The 21,955-nt window shown below is 68.4% G+C and carries 20 protein-coding genes, 4 tRNA genes and 1 pseudogene; 7 read left to right on the forward strand and 18 right to left on the reverse strand.

All coding sequences use genetic code 11. The annotated features are described in order from the left end of the window. Positions 1-269: 269 nt before the first annotated feature. From V2J18_RS13310 to V2J18_RS13340, 7 genes are all read left to right on the forward strand, one after another. The gene (locus tag V2J18_RS13310; protein ID WP_064749849.1) at positions 270-683 is read left to right on the forward strand and encodes a hypothetical protein; all 414 of its coding nucleotides are present in this window, start codon (positions 270-272) and stop codon (positions 681-683) included. Positions 684-807: 124 nt separating this feature from the next. Continuing rightward, complete coding sequence (locus tag V2J18_RS13315) at positions 808-1,077, forward strand: heavy-metal-associated domain-containing protein (protein WP_336131998.1); 270 nt, start codon at positions 808-810, stop codon at positions 1,075-1,077. Positions 1,078-1,657: 580 nt separating this feature from the next. Then, positions 1,658-2,977 carry a hypothetical protein gene (locus tag V2J18_RS13320; protein ID WP_336131999.1) on the forward strand — a complete coding sequence of 440 codons (1,320 nt, stop codon included), beginning with the start codon at positions 1,658-1,660 and terminating at the stop codon, positions 2,975-2,977. 132 nt (positions 2,978-3,109) lie between these two features. After that, positions 3,110-3,514, forward strand: a complete 405-nt coding sequence (locus V2J18_RS13325) for a hypothetical protein (protein WP_141233608.1) — start codon at positions 3,110-3,112, stop codon at positions 3,512-3,514. A gap of 14 nt (positions 3,515-3,528) precedes the next feature. Continuing rightward, positions 3,529-4,179 carry a hypothetical protein gene (locus V2J18_RS13330; RefSeq protein WP_336132000.1) on the forward strand — a complete coding sequence of 217 codons (651 nt, stop codon included), beginning with the start codon at positions 3,529-3,531 and terminating at the stop codon, positions 4,177-4,179. Then, positions 4,131-5,954: a hypothetical protein gene (locus tag V2J18_RS13335; RefSeq protein ID WP_336132001.1), complete on the forward strand. Its 1,824-nt coding sequence runs from the start codon at positions 4,131-4,133 to the stop codon at positions 5,952-5,954. The genes V2J18_RS13330 and V2J18_RS13335 overlap by 49 nt, the downstream gene beginning before the upstream one ends. A 138-nt stretch (positions 5,955-6,092) precedes the next feature. Next, the gene (locus V2J18_RS13340) at positions 6,093-6,764 is read left to right on the forward strand and encodes a S1 family peptidase (protein ID WP_336132002.1); all 672 of its coding nucleotides are present in this window, start codon (positions 6,093-6,095) and stop codon (positions 6,762-6,764) included. Positions 6,765-6,851: 87 nt separating this feature from the next. Here V2J18_RS13340 and V2J18_RS13345 read toward each other — a convergent pair. From V2J18_RS13345 to V2J18_RS13430, 18 genes and pseudogenes are all read right to left on the reverse strand, one after another. Then, positions 6,852-6,938 (reverse strand) — tRNA-Leu (locus V2J18_RS13345). Between the two features lie 70 nt (positions 6,939-7,008). Continuing rightward, entirely contained in the window at positions 7,009-7,377 is a 369-nt protein-coding gene (locus V2J18_RS13350) for a DUF5713 family protein (RefSeq protein ID WP_336132003.1), read from the reverse strand. A gap of 408 nt (positions 7,378-7,785) precedes the next feature. Beyond that, positions 7,786-7,861 (reverse strand) — tRNA-Gly (locus tag V2J18_RS13355). A 70-nt stretch (positions 7,862-7,931) separates the two neighbouring features. Next, positions 7,932-8,005 (reverse strand) — tRNA-Cys (locus tag V2J18_RS13360). Positions 8,006-8,136: 131 nt separating this feature from the next. Next, a tRNA-Gly gene (locus V2J18_RS13365) sits at positions 8,137-8,212 on the reverse strand. Between the two features lie 172 nt (positions 8,213-8,384). After that, positions 8,385-8,960 (reverse strand): CDP-diacylglycerol--glycerol-3-phosphate 3-phosphatidyltransferase, encoded by a 576-nt coding sequence (gene pgsA / locus V2J18_RS13370; RefSeq protein ID WP_064749625.1) that lies wholly within the window; start codon positions 8,958-8,960, stop codon positions 8,385-8,387. A 74-nt stretch (positions 8,961-9,034) separates the two neighbouring features. Next, positions 9,035-10,885, reverse strand: a pseudogene (uvrC, locus tag V2J18_RS13375) (excinuclease ABC subunit UvrC); the annotation flags it as partial. Positions 10,886-11,301: 416 nt separating this feature from the next. Beyond that, positions 11,302-11,778, reverse strand: coding sequence for a low molecular weight protein-tyrosine-phosphatase (locus V2J18_RS13380; protein WP_064747578.1), 477 nt, complete (start codon positions 11,776-11,778; stop codon positions 11,302-11,304). A 2-nt stretch (positions 11,779-11,780) separates the two neighbouring features. Then, on the reverse strand, positions 11,781-12,563 hold the full coding sequence (kdsB, locus tag V2J18_RS13385; RefSeq protein ID WP_336132004.1) for a 3-deoxy-manno-octulosonate cytidylyltransferase: 783 nt from the start codon (positions 12,561-12,563) through the stop codon (positions 11,781-11,783). 94 nt (positions 12,564-12,657) lie between these two features. Next, the gene (lpxK, locus tag V2J18_RS13390; RefSeq protein WP_336132005.1) at positions 12,658-13,695 is read right to left on the reverse strand and encodes a tetraacyldisaccharide 4'-kinase; all 1,038 of its coding nucleotides are present in this window, start codon (positions 13,693-13,695) and stop codon (positions 12,658-12,660) included. Then, positions 13,692-15,440, reverse strand: coding sequence for a lipid A export permease/ATP-binding protein MsbA (gene msbA, locus V2J18_RS13395; protein ID WP_075575067.1), 1,749 nt, complete (start codon positions 15,438-15,440; stop codon positions 13,692-13,694). The genes lpxK and msbA overlap by 4 nt, the downstream gene beginning before the upstream one ends. Continuing rightward, the gene (locus V2J18_RS13400; protein WP_064747575.1) at positions 15,437-15,889 is read right to left on the reverse strand and encodes an ExbD/TolR family protein; all 453 of its coding nucleotides are present in this window, start codon (positions 15,887-15,889) and stop codon (positions 15,437-15,439) included. The genes msbA and V2J18_RS13400 overlap by 4 nt, the downstream gene beginning before the upstream one ends. Positions 15,890-15,900: 11 nt before the next feature. Next, a complete protein-coding gene (locus tag V2J18_RS13405; protein WP_075575066.1) occupies positions 15,901-16,566 on the reverse strand; it encodes a MotA/TolQ/ExbB proton channel family protein in 666 nt (221 codons plus the stop codon). A 27-nt stretch (positions 16,567-16,593) separates the two neighbouring features. Continuing rightward, a complete protein-coding gene (locus V2J18_RS13410) occupies positions 16,594-18,975 on the reverse strand; it encodes a ComEC/Rec2 family competence protein (RefSeq protein ID WP_064747574.1) in 2,382 nt (793 codons plus the stop codon). 2 nt (positions 18,976-18,977) lie between these two features. Then, positions 18,978-19,703: a lipoprotein-releasing ABC transporter ATP-binding protein LolD gene (gene lolD / locus V2J18_RS13415; protein WP_425606017.1), complete on the reverse strand. Its 726-nt coding sequence runs from the start codon at positions 19,701-19,703 to the stop codon at positions 18,978-18,980. A 7-nt stretch (positions 19,704-19,710) separates the two neighbouring features. Beyond that, the gene (locus tag V2J18_RS13420; RefSeq protein ID WP_064747572.1) at positions 19,711-20,955 is read right to left on the reverse strand and encodes a lipoprotein-releasing ABC transporter permease subunit; all 1,245 of its coding nucleotides are present in this window, start codon (positions 20,953-20,955) and stop codon (positions 19,711-19,713) included. Positions 20,956-21,142: 187 nt separating this feature from the next. After that, complete coding sequence (locus V2J18_RS13425) at positions 21,143-21,721, reverse strand: hypothetical protein (protein WP_064747571.1); 579 nt, start codon at positions 21,719-21,721, stop codon at positions 21,143-21,145. Further along, positions 21,672-21,953, reverse strand: coding sequence for an FAD assembly factor SdhE (locus V2J18_RS13430; RefSeq protein WP_064747570.1), 282 nt, complete (start codon positions 21,951-21,953; stop codon positions 21,672-21,674). Before V2J18_RS13430 ends, V2J18_RS13425 begins: the two co-directional genes overlap by 50 nt. Positions 21,954-21,955 lie beyond the last annotated feature (2 nt).

Raw genomic sequence — 21,955 nt, forward strand, 5'->3', positions numbered from 1 at the left:
GCTCGCCGTTCGCGCCAACCGGCTTCGCGTACGTCGTCGTGGCCGGCATTCGCACAACGCCGCGCCTGTATCCAGCCTCCCCTCCTCATTGCGCGGTGCGAGCGGCATTCCGCATCGCCGTTCTCAGTTCCAGGATCGCGCCGAAAGTCGAACGTCCGCGCCTGTCCCCCGCCCGCGCCTGCTGCCGTTTGTCTGGGAGCACGTCGGGGCGACTCGCCTTACCGCCTTGCGACGCCCCCTTCCTCCGACGCCACCAGGATCCGGCCCCTATGACCGATATGCCCGCCCCCTCGCCGATCGTCGACAACGACCTCCAGGCCCACATCCAGCGCGTCACCGAGGCCGCCGCGCGTGCGATCGCCTCGCTGGACCAAGTCTCCGGCGATGCCGCGGGCCAGGTCGCGCAATCGGCCGCCGCCTACTTCGACAGCGTGAGCCAGCTCGCCCTGGCCAGCCACGGCGTGTTGCTCAAGCGCATGACCGAGGAACTGGTCGAACAACATGCGGCCAAGGCCGCCGAAGACGCGCTCGGCATACTCGTCAGCGATGTCCTGCTCGGCGCCGCCGCGGCGGTGGCCGCCGCCGTGGGCGCGATCGAGGCCGAATCGGCCGGCTTCGCTATCGACCGGATCGACCAGAACATCGCCAAGTACACGGCGCTGCTGCAGGAACGCGGCGGCTGAATCCGGCGCGCCGCCGAAGCGATCGCGCGTAGGCGCTCGCGCGACCGCGATCGGCTTGACCTTCCTACCGTGGCAAGCCCGAGGCTGTCTCGGCCGGCGCACCGCCGGCCTAACGGAATCTGCCATGCAACTGATCGTGGAAGGAATGAACTGCGGCCACTGCGTCGCCACCATCGCATCCGCCATCCGCCCGCTGGACGCCGCGGCCGAGGTCGAAGTCGATCTGGCCGCGGCCACGGTGTCGATCGCCAACACCGATCTCAGCCCAGCCGCCGCCGGCGATGCGCTCGGCGACGCCGGCTATGACGTCGTCGCGGTGGTCGATGCCGCGATCGGCAACCCGAGCGCAAAGCCGCAAAGCGCAAACGCCTGCTGCGGCGGTTGCCGCACTTGAGCTGGCGTCGGTTTGGGCGCCGGAGCGGTAGGCGCTGAAAGCGAACCGCTCGTGACGCCGGGAAATCCAACGACGCACCGAACTCAGTCGAGCGATGCGATCAACAGGAACCATCGCATGCGGACGATCCGCATCTCGCCCAGGGGTCGGCGGCGTTCTGCGACGACGCCGACGCCATCCAGGAAATCACACCGCGCTTCAGCCGGACGCCGCTCGCGTCGCCAGACCGCGACTTGACGTCCGCTCCACCCAGCGGCCAATCTTGAAACTGTCGAACAACACGGGCGTCCGCCACCGGCGCCCCTGCCTGGCCTGACCGCTGGGCCCGGGCGCGATAACACGCCCCATTCGCCGCTGCGCAGGATGCGCGACGAGGCCGCCGCTCAGAGCAGACAAGGACCGTCCATGCCCCATCGCCACGACGCTCGCACCACCACACCGCCGCCTTCACGCGCGATGCGACGACGCCCGTCGTGCGCCGCGCCGACAACCCGTCTGCGCACGGATAAAGCGCGGCATGGGCAGGCCACTAAGCACATTCAGCGACTACCCAGAGCGACGGCGTCCTAGGACGATAGGCATGAACTCCCCCGCTTCCCTGAGCCCAGCCATGGCCATCAGCCCTGAACTGCAAGCCAAGATCGATGCGCTCGACAATGAGAAGCTTAGGGACAGAATTCTGAGTGTGCTTACCGGCCCCGGAAAACGGACGGCCAGCGACGAGGATATCTATGAAAACATGGTGTCCAATCACAAGGCGTATCAGGAGCAACAGGCTCGGAAACGCAAGTGGCGCGACGACGAGGTAGTCGCCTTCGCCCAGTACCTGAGCGTGGTAAGCCCGGAAGACTATGCCGACTTCCTGCACCAGCAGCGGGAGTTCAACCATATCGATGCGGAACTCGGCTGGGACGTCCGCCGTTTTATAGCGGTGTGGGCACCGAAGCTGGACTATTTCCTGGACGGCAGCGAGTTGTTCAGCGATTTTCGCACCTATATCGAGGCCACCTTTTGCGAGTCCGCGCTCGAACGCCAGGCAGCAGATCTGTCTATCAGTTCCGAGCTGCGGGCCAAAATCGACGCACTGGAAGAAAAACCGCTCAGGGACAGATTGCGCTGGGTGCTCGCAGCGCCGGCGCACCGGCGCGCCGACGATGAGGCGACCTTCCAGATCGTGCTGTCCGCCGACGCCTTGGCCAAACAGCAACTGGCCGGAGTACAGAGCTGGAGCGAGGACGAGCTGGCGGAGTTCACCCGCTTCTTCCGCGAAACCTGGCCGGAAGACCATGCCGAACTGCTGCGGCAGCAGGATCCCAGCCTGATCGGACCCGAACTCGCCTCGAGTCTTCAATGGCTGCTGGCATGTTGGGCGCCGGTTTCGACCATGGTCGAGATCAAGGGGCTGTTCCGCCAGTACCGCAATCACCTCAAGACCGCCGCTCCGGTCGCGGACGAGACCGACCGGAGTCTTTGGGAACGAACCACGCCCGTCGATCCGGAACTGCAAGCCAAGATCGACGCGATCGAGAACGCCGAGGTCAAAGCCAGAGTCCTGCGCCTGCTTTCATGCCCCTGGCGGGGCCACACTCTCGATAGCGCGATCTACTCCCTGGTCACCTCCGAACACGAGAACGCCGAAATCGAGCGATCCTACCTCGAGGAATGGGGCGACAAGGAGCAATGGCGCATCGACGGGGAAGTGCGTTTCGCCGAATACTTCCGCAAACACCGGCCGCACGACTATACCGAGTTCCAGCGCCAGGCCAAGGAATCCAGCGAGATCGCCCCGCAACTGCGCTGGGACGTGTCTCGCCTGCTGAGGGAATGGGTCATGGATCTGAGCTCCTCCGATCACAAGATGCTGATCGGCAGGCTTCGCGATTACCTCAAGTCGCATTGATCCGATCGAGGCAGGCGAAATGGATGCATGCCCTTGCCGGGCATTACTTTACAAACAAGAATATAACCAAATCAATAATCCAACCTAAATACATTTGATACATTAACCGTCAACCCTTAAAGGAGCCGTGTCGTGCCCATCACTTCTGAAGTACAAGCGAAAATTGATGCATTAGAAGATGAAGAGCTCAAAGCAAAAGTTATCCGAGCCCTTACAGGCCCCGGTATTAGGCGAGCGAGCGACGAGGACATCTACGAGCTAATCGTCACCGACTACGTATTGGCAAAGCAGGAACAGGCCCGACTGAAACAATGGAAAGACGACGAAGTACTCGCCTTCATACAATACTTTAAAGAAAAAAAGCCGAAGGACTATGCTGAATTCCTACGACAGGAAAAGGAATTCAATGAGATTGACACAGCACTTACCTGGGACGTTCGCCGTTTGATCTGGGATTGGATGCCCGATCTCAGCTCGGCTGACTGCAGCGGACTTTTCAGGAAACTTCGTCATCATGCCAGGTCAATTCTGGTCTGATCAAGGAGGATCTGATGGCCGTGAAATATCTTCTTGCTGACACCAGCAGCTTGGTTTTTGCCTATCGCGCGGGAGGCCCGGATCTACTTGATGCATATATCAAGCTCGCCGAAAACGAGGGATTTAAGCTCACCATCTCCAGACTAGTCGAAATCGAAATTGAAAAAGGTCCTCTTGAACGGGACCTCCTTGATTATCTCGCCAGTCGCGATATCAGAGCTCAAGACACACCCGAAACAGAGCAACAATTGAGGGATGCTACCGATCCTCAGGAGCTCAAGCGGCTTACAAAAAATGCAGGCGAACGCTCCCTGCTCGAAATCGCAGCTCGCGAGCATGCTGAAGGTCGCAACGTCGTCATCTGGTCTGATGACGGGCAATTCATTTCGCCGCAGATACGGCGCCAACTCCAGCGGGAGCTGCCTGGCCTGCAACTCAGGACTACCGCCGAGTTGCTGGACCAATCGTACCGGGATGGCATCATCACTGAGGCCCAGTACCAACAGCATTTAGCCGGCTACCGCCAACAGGATCATTTCCAGAAGAGCACCCGCCTCAACTCGTTCGACCCCTCCCTCTCCCCCGCCCCACCGATCTCCCCGAAGGCGAAGCCTCCTTGCGCGGCCCCAACGGCCAGCGCGGCTTCGCCTCCGCCCAATTGCTGATCGGCGAGGTTCCCAGAAACACCCTGATCCGCTCCGGCGGTCTGTTGGCCAGCGGGGTCGACGTGGCCGCCAGCACTCGCCGCGTCGCCGAATTGCTGGAGCAGGGCAATCCCACCGCCGCGCGGTCCGAAGCCACCCATGCGGCGGCGCGCAATCTCGGCGGCTGGGTCGGCGGCAGCGCCGCGGCCTACGCGGTCGGCACCTCGGGCTACGTGCCCGCGGCCCTGGTCGTCGCCGATGCGATGCTGATGAGCAAGGCCTTCGACAAGGCCGTGGACCTGAAAGAAAACCACGACATCACCCATCAGACCGACCGGCAGGGCGTGGCGTGGGAATTCAATGGCCGCAACTGGGTGCGCGAGGGCTTGATCGACCGCAGCGCCGACGGCCGCGACAACCCGGTCGAAGGCACGCTGGGCGCGAACTACGACAAGGCGCGCGAGCTGGGCGCCCGAGCCAGCGTCACGGCGGTGGAACTGGCCCTGGGCAAGGTGCCGCGGCCGCAGGATCCGTTCGATATTCCGGCCGGCCCGCACGACCAAGGGGGCCTGGACAACCCCAACTGGCGCCGCGACCCAGCGACGGAGCAGTGGCAGCGCCAGGTCAAGACCGGCGTCGCCGGCGCCAACGATCGCGGCGTTTACGAACAACAGGTCGCCACCCCGGAACGGGCGATGGAGCTGAACCGCGAAGCGGTCGCGCGCATCCAGCACAACATCGGCAACGGCCGCGAAGCGGTCGCCGCCGCCTACCTGGAGAACTACGCCGCGCAGCGCTCGAGCGACTTCGTCGCGGTGCCGGCGGCGGTGCAATCGGCGCGGCCGCGGCCCGAGGAGGTGCTGGGCTCGGACGGCCAGCTCTATCGGCGCAGTCCGGACGGGGAATGGACCGGCGCCGGCCGGGTGGCGCAGGGTAATCTGGCGCTGGAACTGGAACTGACCCGCTCGGCGCGCGAGCCCTCGCTGCAGCAGCTCGATGCGCGTATCGCCGCGCTCGACGCCAGGCCCGCGCCCAGCGAAGAACAGCGCCAGCAGAACCATCTGCTGCACCAGTACCGGGTCACCGCCGACAGAACCGAACTCACTCCCGAATGGCAGCAGGCCATCGGCCTGGCGGTGCAACGCACCCGCGACGCGCACGGCCTCGAAGGGCCCGGCGCGCTGCAACTGCAACGCAGCCACGGAGCCTATGGCGCCGACAGCTCCATCGCCCACTACCAGCGCGACGCCCAGGGCGTGAACCGGCTGGTCGCCGTCACCAGCCGCGAAGACATCCTGCAGGCGCGCCAGGAGGTGCTGGCCGGCGCCCGCCAGGCAGCGCCGTTGACGGCGCCCGAGTCCGCAGAACGGCCGGCGCCGGCCGCGCCCGACCCGCCACCTCAGCGCGTGCCACCGCCCGCCGAGCCCGAGCCGGCTTTCGGCCTGTCGCGCTTCTCGCGCGAGGACCAGGCGATGATCGCCAAGATTCGCGCCAGCGTTCCGGCCGGGCTGTCGGACGAACACGCGGCCGCGGCGATGCTGGCGGCCAAGCGCAACGGCATCCCCGACGCCGAACGCATCGGCCCCGTCGGCGTGGCCGGCGACACGCTGTGGATCGGCCGCACCGTGCCCGGCTTCCACACCGCCGTGGACCTCGCCCAGCAGGCGCCGCAACTGCGCGACACCTTGCGCGACAGCCAGCAGTTCAACCAGGAACAAACCCAGAAGCAGTCGCAAGATCAGGAGCAGCAACGCCAACAGGCGCAAGCGGCCGGGGCGATGAAGCTGATGCAGTGATTCCTCTTCAGCAAGTTGCCACAGCAACGGCCAATGCAATACTCACCACAAAAAAGTCAATCCTTTGTCAAGCACATGGATCTGCGGCAGAACCAGAGCCACACATAACTCTTCATTGCTTTGGAGGCAAACCGATCAATGCATCCAGTCCAAGCAAACATCCTTCGACGCGTCTTCTTCATTAAAGCGATCCAGTACGGAACAGCTTTCACGATAGATGTCGAGGACACCGAGTATCTGATCACCGCTAAGCACCTTTTCGACGAATCTGCAGAGGCCCATGAAGTTCGGCTGTTCCGAAACAACCGCTGGGTACCATATGAGCCCATCAAAGTTGCCTTTTGCAGAAGTGAGGCAGATATTGCGGTTCTGCGCCTAAATGAGCGCCTGACCCCATCGGGGCTACCGGTTACCCCGACCATTGCGCAACTGACTCTAGGTCAGGACCTGTACATACTTGGATTTCCCCACAAGATGCACGAAGACGTCGGCGAACTTCTCGGCCGGAATCCCTGCCCGCTAGTTAAACGTGGCATCGCCAGCAACGTGGCCACAGGCGACCCGCAAGTGTTATTTGTCGACACTCTCTGCAATGAAGGGTTCTCTGGCGGCCCCGTGGTGTTTTTTTCGCAAAGATCGCCTAACGAGATCCGAGTCGCCGGCGTAATTTCAGGCTTCAGGACTCATCAAGAGCCTGTCGTAGGAAGTGACGGCGAGCCAACGGGAACATATGTCCAATTGAACACAGGCCTTCTTCGAGCCTTTGGCATCAAACATGCCATCGACCTCATCGGCCGAACGTTTTGTTGACAGCAACCGCAGGCTCAAAATGACCTGCTTAACGGAGCTTCTGGACTTCCAGACAAGCTGCCACGAATTGCCGCCGTCGATATGTAGTGGTGCCCGGAGCCGGACTCGAACCGGCACGGCCGCGAAGCCGGCGGATTTTAAGTCCGCTGCGTCTACCGATTTCGCCATCCGGGCAGGATGCGGTGACCGGGTTAGCTTACCGCATCCGGGCTCGGCGCCGGGCCGCCGGGCGCCCCGGCCGCATTCACCATTCGCGCGGGGCGATCAGTTCTTCGATGTCGGCCTCGAAGCCGTAGGCGACGGCGATGCGGGCGAAGTCGGCGCCGATGCTCTCGCGGGCCACGGTCTCTATCTCGCTGCCGGCGGCGTCGAACGCCTCTCCCAGCGCGTTGAAGCGCTCGGTCGCGGCGTGGGTCAGCGCGTACAGCGCGGCCAGGTCGGTGGGGCGATCGCGCTCGATGCTCAGGCACAGCTCGGCCAGGATCGCCTGCCCGCGCTCGACCAGGTGCGGCGGGAAATAGTCGTCCTGCAGCATCTCGCTGAGGAAGACGTGGCCGGCGAGATGGGTGTTGGCGAGAGCGGGGTTGGCAAGAGCCGGATTGGCGGTGGGCATGCGACGGTCCTTGTGTGCGTTCGCGGGCAGGTGCGGCGAAGACGCGGACGATAGTCGGTGCGCGTCGCTGCGGTTGCGACACGCTTGCGGCCCGCCGGGTTCGTTGCGCAACGGCATGCGCCGCACACGATGGCCGCGCCCGAGCGCGACGCCGCGGCTTCGCGCATCGTGCCGGGGCGATGCGGTAACCGTATGCGCAAGCCCGTCCCTGCGAACCTGACTGCAGCGAAACCGTAGTCGCCAAGCGAAGCATCGCCTGCTGCGCCGAGGGGAAGGTGCGTCGCGGAAACCGCGTGCGCAAGCCAGCCGCTGCGAACCCGGCCTTCCGCCGAAACCACGGTCGCCGAAACGCAAAAAGCCCCGCATCGCGGGGCTTGGTGCATTCGCTGCCGGAGGCGGCGAAGAATATGGAGCGGGAAACGAGACTCGAACTCGCGACCCCGACCTTGGCAAGGTCGTGCTCTACCAACTGAGCTATTCCCGCTGAAACTTTTGTTTTACCGCTTTCCGTTACTGCGGCGGACCGACCCTTGGTCTGATCGATGCGCCCGATTTGGAGGCCGAGGTCGGAATTGAACCGGCGTACGCGGATTTGCAGTCCGCTGCATAACCACTCTGCCACCCGGCCGGTGACTCGCCACAGCATACTGCCTGCGGTCGCGTCGGCTTGCAATCTCTGCCCGCCTTCGCTGAAAAAACAAAACCCCGCGAAGGGGTCTCGTTTCTAAACCGATTCCGTTGCCGAAACCGCTTTGAATCTGGAGCGGGAAACGAGACTCGAACTCGCGACCCCGACCTTGGCAAGGTCGTGCTCTACCAACTGAGCTATTCCCGCTGAGGAAGCGATATTTTAGGCATGGAAGCGAAAGTGTCAACACCTTTCTTCACGCCCCGGGACCGCGTCGGACCCGTTCCGGGAACCGGTCAAACCGGCTTGACCGGTTAGACCGCCCTGCGCTGCGTTTCCGTGTGCGGGATCCGCTGCGCAGCGACCGTCTCGTTGCCGATCAGGTCGAAGGCTTGTTCTCGTCGGCGAGCATTATAGGCCATGCCGCGCGCAAATACGCCAGCCCCGACCACAAAGTGAGCAGCGCCGCCGCCGCGAGCAGCCATTCGCCGATCGGAAAAATCGGCAGGCCGAACAAGGGTTCCTGATACAACAGGCAAACCAGTGCGACCATCTGCACGATGGTCTTAATCTTGCCGATCGCGGCCACTTTGACCGCCGCGCGCTGGCCCAGCTCGGCCATCCATTCGCGCAGCGCCGATACGGCGATTTCGCGGCCGACGATCACCGCCGCCCACAGCGTCATCCACACGGTCGGATGCTTCTGCACGATCAACAACAGCGCCACCGCCACCATCAGCTTGTCGGCGACCGGGTCGAGGAAGGCGCCGAAGGCCGAGTACTGGTTGTAGCGGCGGGCGATCCAGCCGTCGAGCCAGTCGGTGATCGAGGCGAAGGCGAAGATCGACGCGGCGGCGAAATTGGTCCACGGATAGTCGAGGAAGAACACCACCACCAGCACCGGGATCAGGACGATCCGGGCCAGGGTCAGCATGGTGGGTATGGTCAACTTCATTGCTCGCTCCGCTTGCCGTCGGGCGCGGCCTCCTCGGCCCCGCCCCGTTGTTTCCTGCCCCGCCCCGCCGGCGCTGCGGCGGCCGGCTCGGCCGGCGCCTCCAACCCGTGCAGGGCGGCGTAGATGCGCTCGGCCAAGGCCTCGTTGACGCCCTCCACCCGCGCGATCTCCTCGATCCCGGCGGCCTTGAGCCCGCCCAGGCCGCCGAAGTGCCGCAACAGATTAGCGCGCCGGCGCGGCCCGATGCCGGGGATGTCCTCCAGCCTACTGCTGTTGCGGGCCTTCTGCCGACGCCCGCGGTGACCGGTGATGGCGAAACGGTGCGCCTCGTCGCGGACCTGCTGGACCAGTTGCAGGGCTGGCGACTCCGCGCCCGGATGGACCACGCGGCCGTCGGGCAGCAGCAGTTCCTCGTCGCCGGGACGGCGCGCCGGGCCCTTGGCCACGCCGACCAGGATCACGCCCTCCACGCCCAGCTCGTCCAGCGCCGCGCGCGCCTGCGCCACCTGTCCGGCGCCGCCGTCGATCAGCAGGACGTCGGGCAGCACGCCGTCCTCCTCGACCGCGCGACGGAAGCGGCGCGAGATCGCCTGGTTCATCGCCGCGTAATCGTCGCCCTCGGTGATGCCGGCGATGTTGTAGCGGCGGTATTGGCCACGCACCGGGCCCTCGGCGTCGAACACCACGCACGAGGCCACGGTCGCCTCGCCCATGGTGTGGCTGATGTCGAAACACTCGATCCGTCCCGGCAGCGCCGGCATGCGCAACAGCTCGCGCAGGGCCTCGGCGCGGGCCAGTTGCGCAGCGTGGCTGGTCAGCTCGGTGCCCAGCGACAATTCGGCGTTGCGCCGCGCCATGTCCAGGTAGCCGGCGCGTTCGCCGCGCACGTTGTGCTTGATCTGCACTCGTCGCTCGCCCGAGCTGGACAGCGCGTGTTCGAGCAATTCGCGCTCGGGCAGGTCGCGGTCGAGCACGATCTCGCGCGGCGGCGGCTGCTCGGCGTAGTACTGCGACACGAACGCGGCCAGCACTTCCTCGGGGCTGTCGCTGCCGTTGGTCTTGGGAAAGAACGCGCGCGTGCCGAGGTTGCGGCCGTCGCGGAATGCCAGCAGCAGCACGCAGGCCGACACGCCCTGCATCGCCACCGCCAGCACGTCCAGGTCGGCGGCGCGGCCGTCGACGTATTGGCGCGCCTGCAGGCTGCGGATGCTGGCGATCAGGTCGCGCAGGCGCGCGGCGTCCTCGAAGTCCAGGCGCGCGCTGGCCGCCTCCATGTCGCGGCCGAGTTCGTCGGTGAGTTCGTCGCTGCGCCCCTCCAGGAACAGGCCGGACTGGCGCACGCTCTCGGCGTATTCGCGCGCCGGCACCAGGCCGACGCAGGGCGCGCTGCAACGGCCGATCTGGTGCTGCAGGCACGGCCGCGAGCGGTTGCGGAACACGCTGTCCTCGCAGCTGCGCAGGCGGAACAGCTTGTGCATGAGGTTGAGCGTGTCGCGCACCGCGCCGACGCTGGCGTAGGGACCGAAATAGCGCCCCGGCACCGCGCGCGGGCCGCGGTGCATGGCGATGCGCGGCCAGGCCTCGTTGGTCATCAGCACGTAGGGGTAGCTCTTGTCGTCGCGCAGCAGCACGTTGTAGCGCGGCTTGAGCGACTTGATGAGCTGGTTCTCGAGGATCAGCGCCTCGGCCTCGGTGCGGGTGACGGTGACTTCCATCCGCACCGTCTGCGCCAGCATCGACATGATCCGCGCCGACTTGGGCGTGGCGTTGAAATAGCTGGAGACGCGGTTCTTCAACGCGCCGGCCTTGCCGACGTAGAGCACGCCGTCGTCCGCGCCGATCATCCGGTACACGCCCGGCGCGGTGCTGAGTTGCTTGACGAAAGCCTTGCCGTCGAACGGCGCGGGCGCGGCGGCCTGGTTCATGCGCGCCCGGCCCGGGCTGCGCGCAGCCCGCGTGCGGCCCGCACGCGCCACGCCGCGGTGCGCGAGGCGTCGTTGAGAGGAGCGGATACGGCGGAAGGCGGCACGGGCATCGGCGGCGGGGGCGGCGGGCGGGAGTCCGGAGCAGTTTTGGCGTGAGCGGCTACTGAATTGGGTTGATTATGCGCGAGCGCAAGGGCCGCGACCGGGACGCAGCGCCGAACCGGCCGGGTCTACGCCCGCTGGACAGGCGCACGCCCCGCGGACCGGGCCACGCGCCCTGGCGTCGGGCCCGTCCGGCGGCGTTTCGACGCACGGCCCAGCGGCGGCGAAACCGTCCCGCCCGGCCTCGCAACGGCCGCCGACGCGGCCCGGTCCGTCGTCCAGGCCGATCGGCAAACGACCGCGCCGGCCTGCGTTCAGCCCCGCCGCAGCTCCTGGCGCAAGCGCGCGATCGCGCCGTCGGCGGCGCGGTCGAGCAACTGGAACACATGTTCGAACTGGGCCGGCCCGCCGGTGTAGGGGTCGGGCACTTCGCAGTCCTCGCCGATCCCGCACCAATCCAGCAGCAGCGCGGTTTGCGCGGTCGCGTCCTTGGGCGCGCGGGCGCGCACGTCGCGCAGGTTGGCGCGGTCGGCGCACAACAGCCAATCGAAGCGGCGGTAATCGGCGGCCTGGATCTGGCGCGCGCGCAGACCGGCGATGTCGACGCCGTGGCCGGCGGCGTTGGCGATCGAGCGCCGGTCCGGCGGCTCGCCGATGTGCCAGTCGCCGGTGCCGGCCGAATCCAGTTCGACCCGCCCGGCGATCGAAGACGCGGCGATGCGCGCGCGCAGCACGCCCTCGGCCACCGGCGAGCGGCAGATGTTGCCCAGGCAGACCACCAGCAAGCGCATGCTCAGCCGCCCTCGCCCGGTGCCGACGCGGCCAGGTGAGCTTCGGCGCGGGCCAGGTCCTCGGGGGTGTCGACCCCGGGCGGGAACGGTTCGGGCGCGATCGCGACCGCGATCCGGTAGCCGGCTTCGAGCGCGCGCAGTTGTTCCAAGGACTCGACCTGCTCCAGCCGGCCCGGGCGCAGCTTGGCGAACTTGCGCAGGAACCCGGTACGGTAGCCGTAGATGCCGATATGGCGCAGCCATTCGCCGCCGCCGGGCATGCACGTGCGGTCCTTGGCGAAGGCGTCGCGCGGCCACGGAATCGGCGCGCGGCTGAAGTACAGCGCATCGCCGTTGCCGGCGCGGACCAGCTTGACCGCATTGGGATCGAGCAGGATCTCGACTTGCTCGATCGGCGTGGCCAGGGTCGACATCTCGGCGCCGCTGTCGCGCAGGGTCGCCGCGGTCGCGGCGATGCCGGCGGCCGGCGCGAACGGCTCGTCGCCCTGCAGATTGACCACCACGGTGTCGTCGCCCCAGCCGGCCAGATCCGCGCACTCGGCCAGGCGGTCGGTGCCGGAGGCGTGATCGGGCGAGGTCATCGCCACCCGCACCCCGCTGCCGTCGAGGGCGCGGGCGATGCGTTCGTCGTCGGTGGCGATCCACACCTCGCGCGCGCCGGCGGCGAGCGCGCGCCGGGCGACGTGCAGCACCAGCGGCTCGCCGCCGAGCGGGCGCAACGGCTTGCCCGGCAGGCGCGAGGCGGCGTAACGGGCGGGGATGGCGACGACGAAGTCCTGGCTCATGTTCGGTTCCAAGGCGAAACGGTGCCTGCGCAGCGTGCGGTGCGCGACGGCGGGTCGGAATGCAGTCTAGCGGCGTCGGGCGCCGTCGCGGCGCTCAGCGGCGGCGATGCGCGGCCAGCTTGTCCAGCAGCGCCACCCACAAGGCCTCCGGCAACTCCGCCCGCACCGGCACGCTGTAGTGCGCGTCGGTGGCGAACGCGTCCGGCCCGTCCAGGGTCAGCTTGACCGCGTCCTTCTCGGTCATCAGCACCGGCAGCTTGCTGCCGAACCCGAAATCCTCGGCGACGTAGCGGTGATGATCGGCGAAGGCATGCGGGACCACGGCGATGCCGACGCCGCGCAACATGGCGAAGTAGCGCTCCGGATCGCCGGTCCCGGCCACGGCGTGCACGCGCCGGCCGGCGAACGAGGCCAGCGGCAGCGATCGACCGCCGAGCAAGGGCGTCGCCTGGTCGGCGATCAGCCGCATCGGCCATTCGCCGAAGCCGCTGCTCGCCGCCGGCTCGCCGGCCGCGCCGGCCAGATTGACCACACGGAAATCGCACGACGCCGCGCGCTCGGGCGGCTCGCGCAAAGGTCCGGCCGGCAGCAGTTGGCCGTTGCCGTAACGGCGGCGGCCGTCGATCACTTCGATTTCGATGTCGCGCGCCAGCCGGTAGTGCTGCAGGCCGTCGTCGCAGACGATCACGTCGCAGCCGGCTTCGGCCAGGGCGCGCGCGGCGGCGGCGCGGTCGCGGTCGACCCGCACCGGCGCGCCGGTGCGGCGGGCGATCAGCACCGGCTCGTCGCCGCCCAGGCGCGGATCGGTGTCGCGCTCGACCCAACGCGCGGTCTTGGCCTCGTCGCGGCCGTAGCCGCGGCTGGCCACACCCGGCTTCCAGCCTTCCTGCTGCAGGCGCTGGACCAGGGCGATGGTGAGCGGGGTCTTGCCGGCGCCGCCGGCAGTGATGTTGCCGACCACCACCACCGGCACGCCGGGGTGGCGGCGGCGCAGCAGGCCTTTGCGGTACAGGCTGCGGCGCAGGCCGGTCAGCGCGCCGTACAGGCCGGACAGCAGCCGTGCGGAGGCCGGCACCGGCAGGTCGTCGTACCAGAACCCGGGCACGCCGGGGCGGCGCTCGGCTCCGCTCATTCGCCGTCCCGGAACTGCATGCGGTGCAGATGCGCGTACAGGCCGCCCTGCGCCAGCAGTTCGGCGTGGCGGCCGCGTTCGACGATCCGCCCCTGGTCCAGCACCAGCACCTGGTCGGCGTGTTCGATGGTCGACAGGCGGTGCGCGATCACCAGCGTGGTGCGGTCCGGCATCAGCCGCTCCAGCGCGTCCTGGACCAGGCGTTCGGATTCGGTATCCAGCGCCGCGGTGGCCTCGTCGAGGATCAGGATCGGCGCGTCCTTGAGCATGGCGCGGGCGATCGCCAGGCGCTGGCGCTGGCCGCCGGAGAGCTTGCCGCCCTTGGCGCCGATCGACGTGTCCACGCCCTCGGGCAGGCGCTCGATGAATTCGGCCGCGTTGGCGCCCTGCACCGCGCGCTGCAAGGCCGCCTCGTCGCTGCCCTGCAGTTCGCCGTAGGCGACGTTGGCGGCGATGGTGCCGTCGAACAGCATCACCTGCTGGCCGACCAGGGCGATCTGCCGGCGCAGATCGGCGAGCCGGTACTCGGCCAGCGGATGGCCGTCGAGCAGGATCTGCCCGGCCTCGGGGTCGTAGAAGCGCGGGATCAGCTTGATCAGGGTCGATTTGCCGCTGCCGGAGCGGCCGACGATCGCGGTGACCGAGCCCGGGCGGGCGACGAAGCTGATGTCCGACAGCGCCGGCTGAGCCTGCCCCGGGTAGCGCGCGGTGACGGCGCGGAATTCGATCAGCCCCTGACTGCGGGCGAGTTCGCGCTCGCCCTGGTCCGGCTCTTCGGCCGCGTCCAGCACTTCGAACAGGCGCTCGGCCGAAGCGACGCCGCGCTGCAGCATGTTCTGCACGTTGGTCAGCTGCCGCAGCGCCGGAATCATCGCCATCATCGACATCATCAGGGCGACGAAGCCGCCGGCGCTGAGGCGTCCTGCGGAGGTTTCGTAGCCGGCCACCAGCAGCAGCAGCGCCAGTCCCGTAGCGCCCATCAACTGGACCATGGCCGAGGCGATGCTGCGGGTGGACTCGACCTTCAGGCTCAGCCGCAGATAATCGTTGGCGATCGCGCCGTAGCGCGCGAGTTCCGACGGCTGCGCGCCGTAGACCTTCACTTCCTGCTGATTGGACAGAGTTTGGTCGGCCGACAGCAGCAGCTGCGCGCCGCTCTCCTGGATGCGATGGCTGATGCGGCGGTAGCGGCGGCCGACCTTGTCCATGACCCAGGCCAGCGGCGGCGCCATGACCGCGACCGCGATGGTCACCTGCCAGTTGGTCCAGATCATCACCGCCAGCAGGGCCAAGGCCTGCAGCGAGTTCTGCACCATCACCTTGAGCGCGTCGACCGCGGCCTGCGCGACCTGGTCGCTGTCCGAGCCCAGCCGCACCAGCATCGACGGCACCGGTTCGGTGTCGAAGCGCGAACCCGGCAGGCGCAGGTACTTGTCCAGCACCCGCACCCGCAGGTCGCGGGCCACGCCGCGGCCGGACTTGGCCATGAAGTAGTCGGTCAGGTACCCGGCCACCCCGCGCAGCACGAACACGCCGACGATCGCCGCCGGCAGCCACAGCGCCACCGCCCGGTTCTTGGCGATGAAGGTCTCGTTGATGATCGGCTCCATCAACTTGGTGAATGCGGCGCCGGCGCCGGCTTCGATCGCCATGCCCAGCGCCGCGATCCACAGCAGTCCGCGGTAGGGCCGCGAGAATTCCAGCAACCGGCGATAGGTCTGCCAGGGCGAGGCGGCTGCCGTCACCGCGCGGCCCCCGTCGCCGGCTTGGCCGCACTGGGTTGCGGCGGCGCGGTCGCGTTCATGATCCGGCGGAAGCCGAGCTGGCCGAGCGCGTCGTAGACGGTGACCACGGCCTGGTACGGGGTGCGCGCGTCGGCGCGCAGCATCACGGTGCGGTCGCGGTCGTCGCCGGCGACCTCGGCGATAGTGGTCTTGAGCGACTCCAGGTCGTCGCGCAGCACTTCGCGGTCGCCGACGAAGTAGCGGCCGTCGGCGTTGACCAGCACGATCAACGCCTTGCTGGCGTCGCCGGCGGGTTCGCCGGTGGCGCGCGGCAGCTCGAGCTTGAGCACCGAGCGCGCATCGAAGGTCGCGGTGACGACGAAGAAGATGATCAGCACCAGGATCACGTCGATCAACGGGACCAGGTTGATCTCCGGCTCGTCGTCGGCGCGGTGGTCGCGGATACGCATGCGGCGCCGCCTCAGCCGGCCTGGCCGCCGGCCAGGCGCACCGGCGGACGCGCTTCGTGCGCACGCGCCTCGGCGGTGCCCGGGGTCAGCACGTCGACCAGGGCGATGGCCTCGTGCTCCATCGCAACGATGTACTCGGCGATGCGGCCGCGGAACCAGCGATGGGCGATCAACGCCGGGATCGCCACGATCATGCCCGCGGCGGTGCAGACCAGGGCCTTGCCGATGCCGCCGGCGAGCTGGTTGACGTCGCCGATGCCGTGGTCGTTGATGACCAGGAACATCTGGATCATGCCGACCACGGTGCCGAACAGGCCCAGCAGCGGGCCTGCGGCGGAAATCGTGCCCAGCGTATTCAGGTAGCGCTCCATGCGATGGACCAGATGCCGGCCGACGTCCTCGACGCGCTCGCGGATCTCCTCGCGCGGGCGGTGGCGGACGTCGAGCGCCGCGGCCAGCAGCGCGCCCAGCGGCGCGGTCGCGCGCAGCGACTCGATGTGCGCCGGATCGAGCTTGCCCGAGGCCGCCCAGGTACGCACTTCCTGGCCCAGGTTCGGCGGCAGCACGGCGCGCCGGCGCAGGGTCCACAAGCGTTCGACGATGATCGCCAGCGCCACCGCCGACAACATCAACAACGGAATCATCGGCCAACCGCCGGCCTTGACCAGTTCCAGCACTCGCGAACCCCCGGCCCGTGGCCGACTTCAATCCGGGCGATAGGATAGCCCAGGGTCCGTGCGCCGGGTCGCATCCCACAGGCGCGGGTGTGTCTGGCGTCGCGTTTCCACGGCGATGCCGCCCGCGCCCAGCCGGACCCGCAGCGCGCCCTGCCCGGCGGTCAGCCAGGTGCGGGCGCCGGCCTCGCGCCAGCGTTGCAGCACCGGCTTGCGCGGATGGCCGAAGCGGTTGCCGTGGCCGGCCGAGATCAGGGCATGGCGGGCGCCGGTGGCGGCGACGAAGGCCGGATCGGACGAGCCGCCGCTGCCGTGGTGAGCGACCAGGACCACGTCGGCGCGCAGGCGCTCGTCGGCCGATTCGGCCGCGCGCCGGACCAGGTCGCGTTCGATCACCTCGCCGATGTCGCCGGTCAGCAACGCGCTGCCGTGGGCGCTGTCGATCCGCAGCACGCAACTGGACTCGTTGCCGAGATAAGGAAAGTCGGCGGACGGATGCAGGAAGCGCAGGCGTACGCCGTCCCAGTCCCAGCGTTGCCCGGCCCGGCAGGCCGCGCTGCGCAATCCGCGCATGGCCTCGCCGGACACCTCCGGCGGCGCCGTCAGCGGCGCCGGGAACTCGGCCAGCACCGCGCCCAGGCCGCCGGCATGGTCGTTGTCGCCGTGGCTGGCGACCACCCGGTCGAGCTGGCGCACGCCGAGCGCGCGCAGGCTGGGCAGCACCGCACGCTCGCCGGCGTCGAAGCCGTCGCGCACCGCCGGGCCGGCGTCGTACAAGAGGCTGTGACCGGCCGTGCGCACCAGCACCGACAGCCCCTGCCCCACGTCGACCACCACCAGTTCCACTTCGCCCCGGCGCGGCAGCTGCCGGTCCGGCCACAACAGCGGCAGCCACAGCAGGACGGCCAGGGCCTTGCCCGGCGTGCCGCGCGGCAACAGCAGCCAGAACGCGCCGGCCAAGGCCAACGGCAGCGCGTACCAGTGCGGCTCGGGCAACCACCACAACGCCAGACCGCTGTCGGCCAGGGCCTCGAACAGCGGCCAGCCGGGCTCGAAACAGGCCGCCGCCGCGCGCCACAGCGGCGCTCCCGCGCCGGCGTACAGCAACTCCAGGCCGGTGCCGAGCAAGGCCAGCGGCACCACCAGCAGGCTCCACCACGGCACCGCGAGCAGATTGGCCAAGGGGCCGGCCAGCGAGGCCTGGCCGAACAGCAGCGCCGCCACCGGCAGCAGGCCCAGGCTGGACACGCCCTGGGCGCCGAGCAGCCCTCCCAGGCGCGCGCGCCAACCGGAGTCGGCCGTATCGGCGGGCAGACACCACATCAACCAGAGCACGCCCAGGAAGCTGAGCCAGAAACCGGCGCCGAGCAAGGCCAGCGGGTCGACCAGAGCAAGCGCGATCGCCGCCACCGCCAGCGCATCGAAACCGCGCCAGCCCCGCCGCGACAGGCTGAGACCGGCGACCACCGCGATCATCAGCCAGGTGCGCACGGTCGGCAGAGCGAAGCCGACCGCAGCGGCGTAAGCGCCGGCGCCCAGCATCGCCGCGACCGCCGCCGCCGTCGCCGCCGGGCAACGCCGACCCCAGCCCGGCCATAGCCACCACAGGGCCCGCGCCAACCAGGCCGCGGCGCCGGCGACCAGGCCGACGTGGAAGCCGGAAATGGCGATCAAATGGGTCAGGCCGTTGGCGCGCAGCACACTCCAGTCGCGCGGGTCGAGGCCGCGGGTGTCGCCCAGCGCGAGTGCGCGCACGAAGCGCGCGCCGCCGGTCGGCACCGCAGCGGCGATGCGGTCGGACAGGGTTTCGCGCCAGGCCTGCAAGCCGCTCGCTTCGCTCAGGCGACGCGCTTCGTCCACCCGACGCAGATAACCCGTCGCGCTCAGCCGGTCCATCAACGCGTAACGCTCCGCGTCCGGCGCGCCCGGGTTGCGCAGCCCGCGCGGTGCGCGCAGGCGTACCCGCAGCTGCCAACGCTGGCCCGCGCGCAGGGCCGAGCGCGGCTGAGGGTCCTCGTCGTACCACGACAGGCGCAGCAAGCGGCCGCGCAGCGGCGCCGGCTGGGCGGCATCGTCGTCGACGCGGAAATCGAAGCGGGAGCGGCGCGGCTCGTGCAGCGGCAACTCGACGATGCGGCCACGCAGCGCGACTTCGCGTTTCTCCCAGTCCGGCGGCAGTTGCAGGCTCAGCGCCCAGGCCGCATGCACACCGGCCCAGGCGAAACCGAACGCGAGCGCGGCCGGCCAACGCCAGCCCGGTCGGCGCCACCACAGCGCGACGGCCAACGCCGCCAACGCGATCGACCAACCCCACGGGCATACGCGCGGCAAGGCCAGGCCGGCACCGATGCCGGCCAACACTCCGATCGCTACGCGTTTTCCGAACGGCGGCGTCCTTGCCGCATCGAACATGGCTACACCTCGGCGGCGTCCAGTTGCCGCAGTTTGCCCTCGTGCAGTTCCAGCACGCGGTCCAGGCGCCGCGCCAGGCGGCGGTCGTGGGTCACCAACACCAGGCTGGTGCCCTGATCGCGGTTCAGCGCGAGCATCAGCTCGAACACCGTGGCCGCGGTCTTCTCGTCGAGATTGCCGGTGGGCTCGTCGCCGAGCACGCAGGCCGGCCGGTTGACCAGCGCGCGCGCCACCGCGGCGCGCTGACGCTCGCCGCCGGAGAGTTCGCCGGGCTTATGGTCCAGGCGATGGCCCAGGCCGACCGCTTCGAGCAGGTCGCGCGCGCGCTGCTTGGCCTGCGCGGTGGTGGCCGAACGGCTGCGGCCGTCGAGCAGCACCGGCAGCATCACGTTCTCCAGCGCGGTGAACTCCGGCAGCAGGTGATGGAACTGGTAGACGAAGCCCAAGGCCTGATTGCGCAGCAGGCCGCGTGCGCGATCGGACAGCGCGCTCATGCGTTCGCCGGCGACGTAGACCTCGCCCGCGGTCGGCGTGTCGAGGCCGCCGAGCAAATGCAGCAGCGTGCTCTTGCCGGCGCCGGACGCGCCGAGGATGGCCACGGTCTCGCCCTTGCGCACGCTCAGGTCCAGATCCTGGAACACCGGCGTGCGCAGCTTGCCCTCGGCATAGGTCATCGCCAGGCCCTGGCACTGCAGGACCACGTCGGCGACGTTGGAATTGGAATGCATCGACGCCTCACTCATAGCGCAAGGCCTCCGCCGGCGCGGTGCGCGCCGCGCGCCAGGCCGGGTAGAGGGTGGCCAGGAAGGCCATCGCCAAAGCCACGCCGGCGATGATCACCACGTCGCTGGTCTGCAGGTCGGTCGGCAGGCCGGTGATGTAGTAGACGTCCTCCGGCAGCAACTGCACGCCGAGCAGCGTCTCGATCGCCTTGAGGATGTGCTCGAGGTTGAGGGTCAGGACGATGCCGCCGACCACCCCGAGCACGGTGCCGATGATGCCGATCAGGGTGCCCTGGACGACGAAGATGCGCATCACGCTCATCGGGGTCAGGCCGAGGGTGCGCTGGATCGCGATGTCGGCCTGCTTGTCAGTGACCAGCATGACCTGCGAAGACACCAGGTTGAACGCGCCCATGGCGATGATCAGCGACAACAGGATCGCCATCACCGTCTTCTCCATCTTCAACGCGCGGAACATGTTGGCGTTGTCGCTGCTCCAGTCGCTGATCCGGTACGGGCCGCCGAGGCTCACCGAGAGGTCGCGGGCGACGTCCCAGGCCTGATCCATGTCGTGCAGGCGCAGGCGCACGCCGGTCACGCCCTCGCCCATCCGCAGCACACGCTGGATATCGTGCATGTTGACCACCGCCAGGCCCTTGTCGAACTCGTTGTAGCCGGCCTCGAAGATGCCGCTGACGGTGAAGCGCTTGAGCTGCGGCATCGCCCCCATCGGCGTGCTGCGGCCGTCGGCGGTCATCACCACCACGCTGTCGCCGACCTGCGCGCCCATCCACAGCGCCAGTTCCTTGCCGAGCACGATGTTGAAGCTGCCCGGGGTCAGCGAATCGAGCTTGCCCTCGACCATCTTGTCGGCCAGCACCGAGACCTTGCGCTCCTGCGCCGGATCGACGCCGCGGATGATCGCCGGCTGCTGCCGGGTCGCCGACAGCAACGCTTCCTTCTCGATGTAGGGCGCGGCGCCGGCGACGCGCGGATCGGCCTGGGCCTTGCCGACCGCCAGCCGCCACTCGGTCAGCGGCTCGCCATAGGCGCTGACGGTGGCGTGCGCGGCCATCTGCAGCATGCGGTCGCGGATCTCGCGCTGGAACCCGCTCATCACCGCCAGGGTGGTGATCAACGCGGTCACGCCGAGCGCGATGCCGGCAATCGACGCCAGCGAGATGAAGGAGATGAAGCCGTTGCGGCGCTTGGCGCGCAGATAGCGCAGGCCGATGGCTACTGAGATGGGTTTGAACATCAGGGCGGGGATTTGGGATTCGGGATTGGTGGAAGCGGAGATTCGGGATCGGGATCGGGATCGGGATTCGGGATTCGGGATTCGGGATTCGGGATTCGGGATTCGGGATTAGGGATTCTCAGAAGCAGATCGCACGCCACCGCTTTTACCAATCCCGAATCCCCAATCCCCAATCCCCAATCCCGGCTCATGGTGCCACCGATCGCGGCTGAGCCGTGGGCAATGAGACCGCGGCGGCCAGCCGCAGTTCACGCCGCTGCGCGGGCGGCAGGGTGTCGGGCCACCACAGCAGGCGGCCGCGGCGCCCCTCGTCGTCGCGGTACTCCAGGCGCGCCAGCCAGCCGCGCCAGTGCAGGCTCCAGGACGACAGCGGGCGTCCGTCGAGCCAGGCGCGGCCGCCGCGCAGCAGCAGGCGCTGCGGCGGACGGCGCAATTCGCTGCGGGCCGAATGCGCGGCCCAGGCCAGGGCTGCGGCCGACAGCGGCCAGGCCAGCGGCGGCGCCAGTTCGCTGCCGAGGCAGGCCCAGGCGGCGGCGGGACCCAAGGCGATCAGGCCGGCCGCGAGCAGGCGCGAAGGACGCCACAGCAGGCCTTCCTCGCTCGCTGCGCCGGCCTGTGCGGCGGCCGCCGGCCGCGCGCCCGAGCCGATCAGGCTCCAGGCGACCAGCGCCCTGCCCCGGCGCGCCGATGACGCCGCCAGCGCGGCGAGACCGCGCTCAGGGCGGCAGCTTTGCGATCGATTCGACGAGTCGCTGCAATTCGGCATCGCTGGAAGTCTCGTGGCCCATGAACCAGTGCCAGAGCTTATCGTCCTCGGTTTCCAGCAACCGTAGGAAAACGCCGCGCTCGGCATCGGAAGCCTGCCGCCATGCGCGGTCCAGATAGCGGCCGAACAACTGGTCCAGTTCGCGCATGCCGCGCCGGCAGCGCCAGCGCAGGCGGCGCAGTTCCAATTCGTCGCGTCGTTCGCGCTCGCTTGCGTCGATTTCGTCGTTCATGG

This window comes from Lysobacter firmicutimachus (genome assembly GCF_037027445.1).
Lineage (GTDB): Bacteria > Pseudomonadota > Gammaproteobacteria > Xanthomonadales > Xanthomonadaceae > Lysobacter > Lysobacter firmicutimachus.

Excerpts from the sequence above, each read along its gene's own strand:
- V2J18_RS13430 (WP_064747570.1), bottom strand. The coding sequence starts at position 21,953 with ATGAACGACGAAATCGACGCAAGCGAGCGCGAACGACGCGACGAATTG.
- kdsB (WP_336132004.1), bottom strand. The coding sequence starts at position 12,563 with ATGAGCCAGGACTTCGTCGTCGCCATCCCCGCCCGTTACGCCGCCTCG.
- V2J18_RS13400 (WP_064747575.1), bottom strand. The coding sequence starts at position 15,889 with ATGCGTATCCGCGACCACCGCGCCGACGACGAGCCGGAGATCAACCTG.
- V2J18_RS13315 (WP_336131998.1), top strand. The coding sequence starts at position 808 with ATGCAACTGATCGTGGAAGGAATGAACTGCGGCCACTGCGTCGCCACC.
- V2J18_RS13410 (WP_064747574.1), bottom strand. The coding sequence starts at position 18,975 with ATGTTCGATGCGGCAAGGACGCCGCCGTTCGGAAAACGCGTAGCGATC.
- V2J18_RS13425 (WP_064747571.1), bottom strand. The coding sequence starts at position 21,721 with ATGCCGAATTGCAGCGACTCGTCGAATCGATCGCAAAGCTGCCGCCCT.
- V2J18_RS13340 (WP_336132002.1), top strand. The coding sequence starts at position 6,093 with ATGCATCCAGTCCAAGCAAACATCCTTCGACGCGTCTTCTTCATTAAA.
- lolD (WP_425606017.1), bottom strand. The coding sequence starts at position 19,703 with ATGCATTCCAATTCCAACGTCGCCGACGTGGTCCTGCAGTGCCAGGGC.
- V2J18_RS13420 (WP_064747572.1), bottom strand. The coding sequence starts at position 20,955 with ATGTTCAAACCCATCTCAGTAGCCATCGGCCTGCGCTATCTGCGCGCC.
- V2J18_RS13310 (WP_064749849.1), top strand. The coding sequence starts at position 270 with ATGACCGATATGCCCGCCCCCTCGCCGATCGTCGACAACGACCTCCAG.
- pgsA (WP_064749625.1), bottom strand. The coding sequence starts at position 8,960 with ATGAAGTTGACCATACCCACCATGCTGACCCTGGCCCGGATCGTCCTG.
- V2J18_RS13380 (WP_064747578.1), bottom strand. The coding sequence starts at position 11,778 with ATGCGCTTGCTGGTGGTCTGCCTGGGCAACATCTGCCGCTCGCCGGTG.
- V2J18_RS13320 (WP_336131999.1), top strand. The coding sequence starts at position 1,658 with ATGAACTCCCCCGCTTCCCTGAGCCCAGCCATGGCCATCAGCCCTGAA.
- V2J18_RS13350 (WP_336132003.1), bottom strand. The coding sequence starts at position 7,377 with ATGCCCACCGCCAATCCGGCTCTTGCCAACCCCGCTCTCGCCAACACC.
- V2J18_RS13330 (WP_336132000.1), top strand. The coding sequence starts at position 3,529 with ATGGCCGTGAAATATCTTCTTGCTGACACCAGCAGCTTGGTTTTTGCC.
- lpxK (WP_336132005.1), bottom strand. The coding sequence starts at position 13,695 with ATGAGCGGAGCCGAGCGCCGCCCCGGCGTGCCCGGGTTCTGGTACGAC.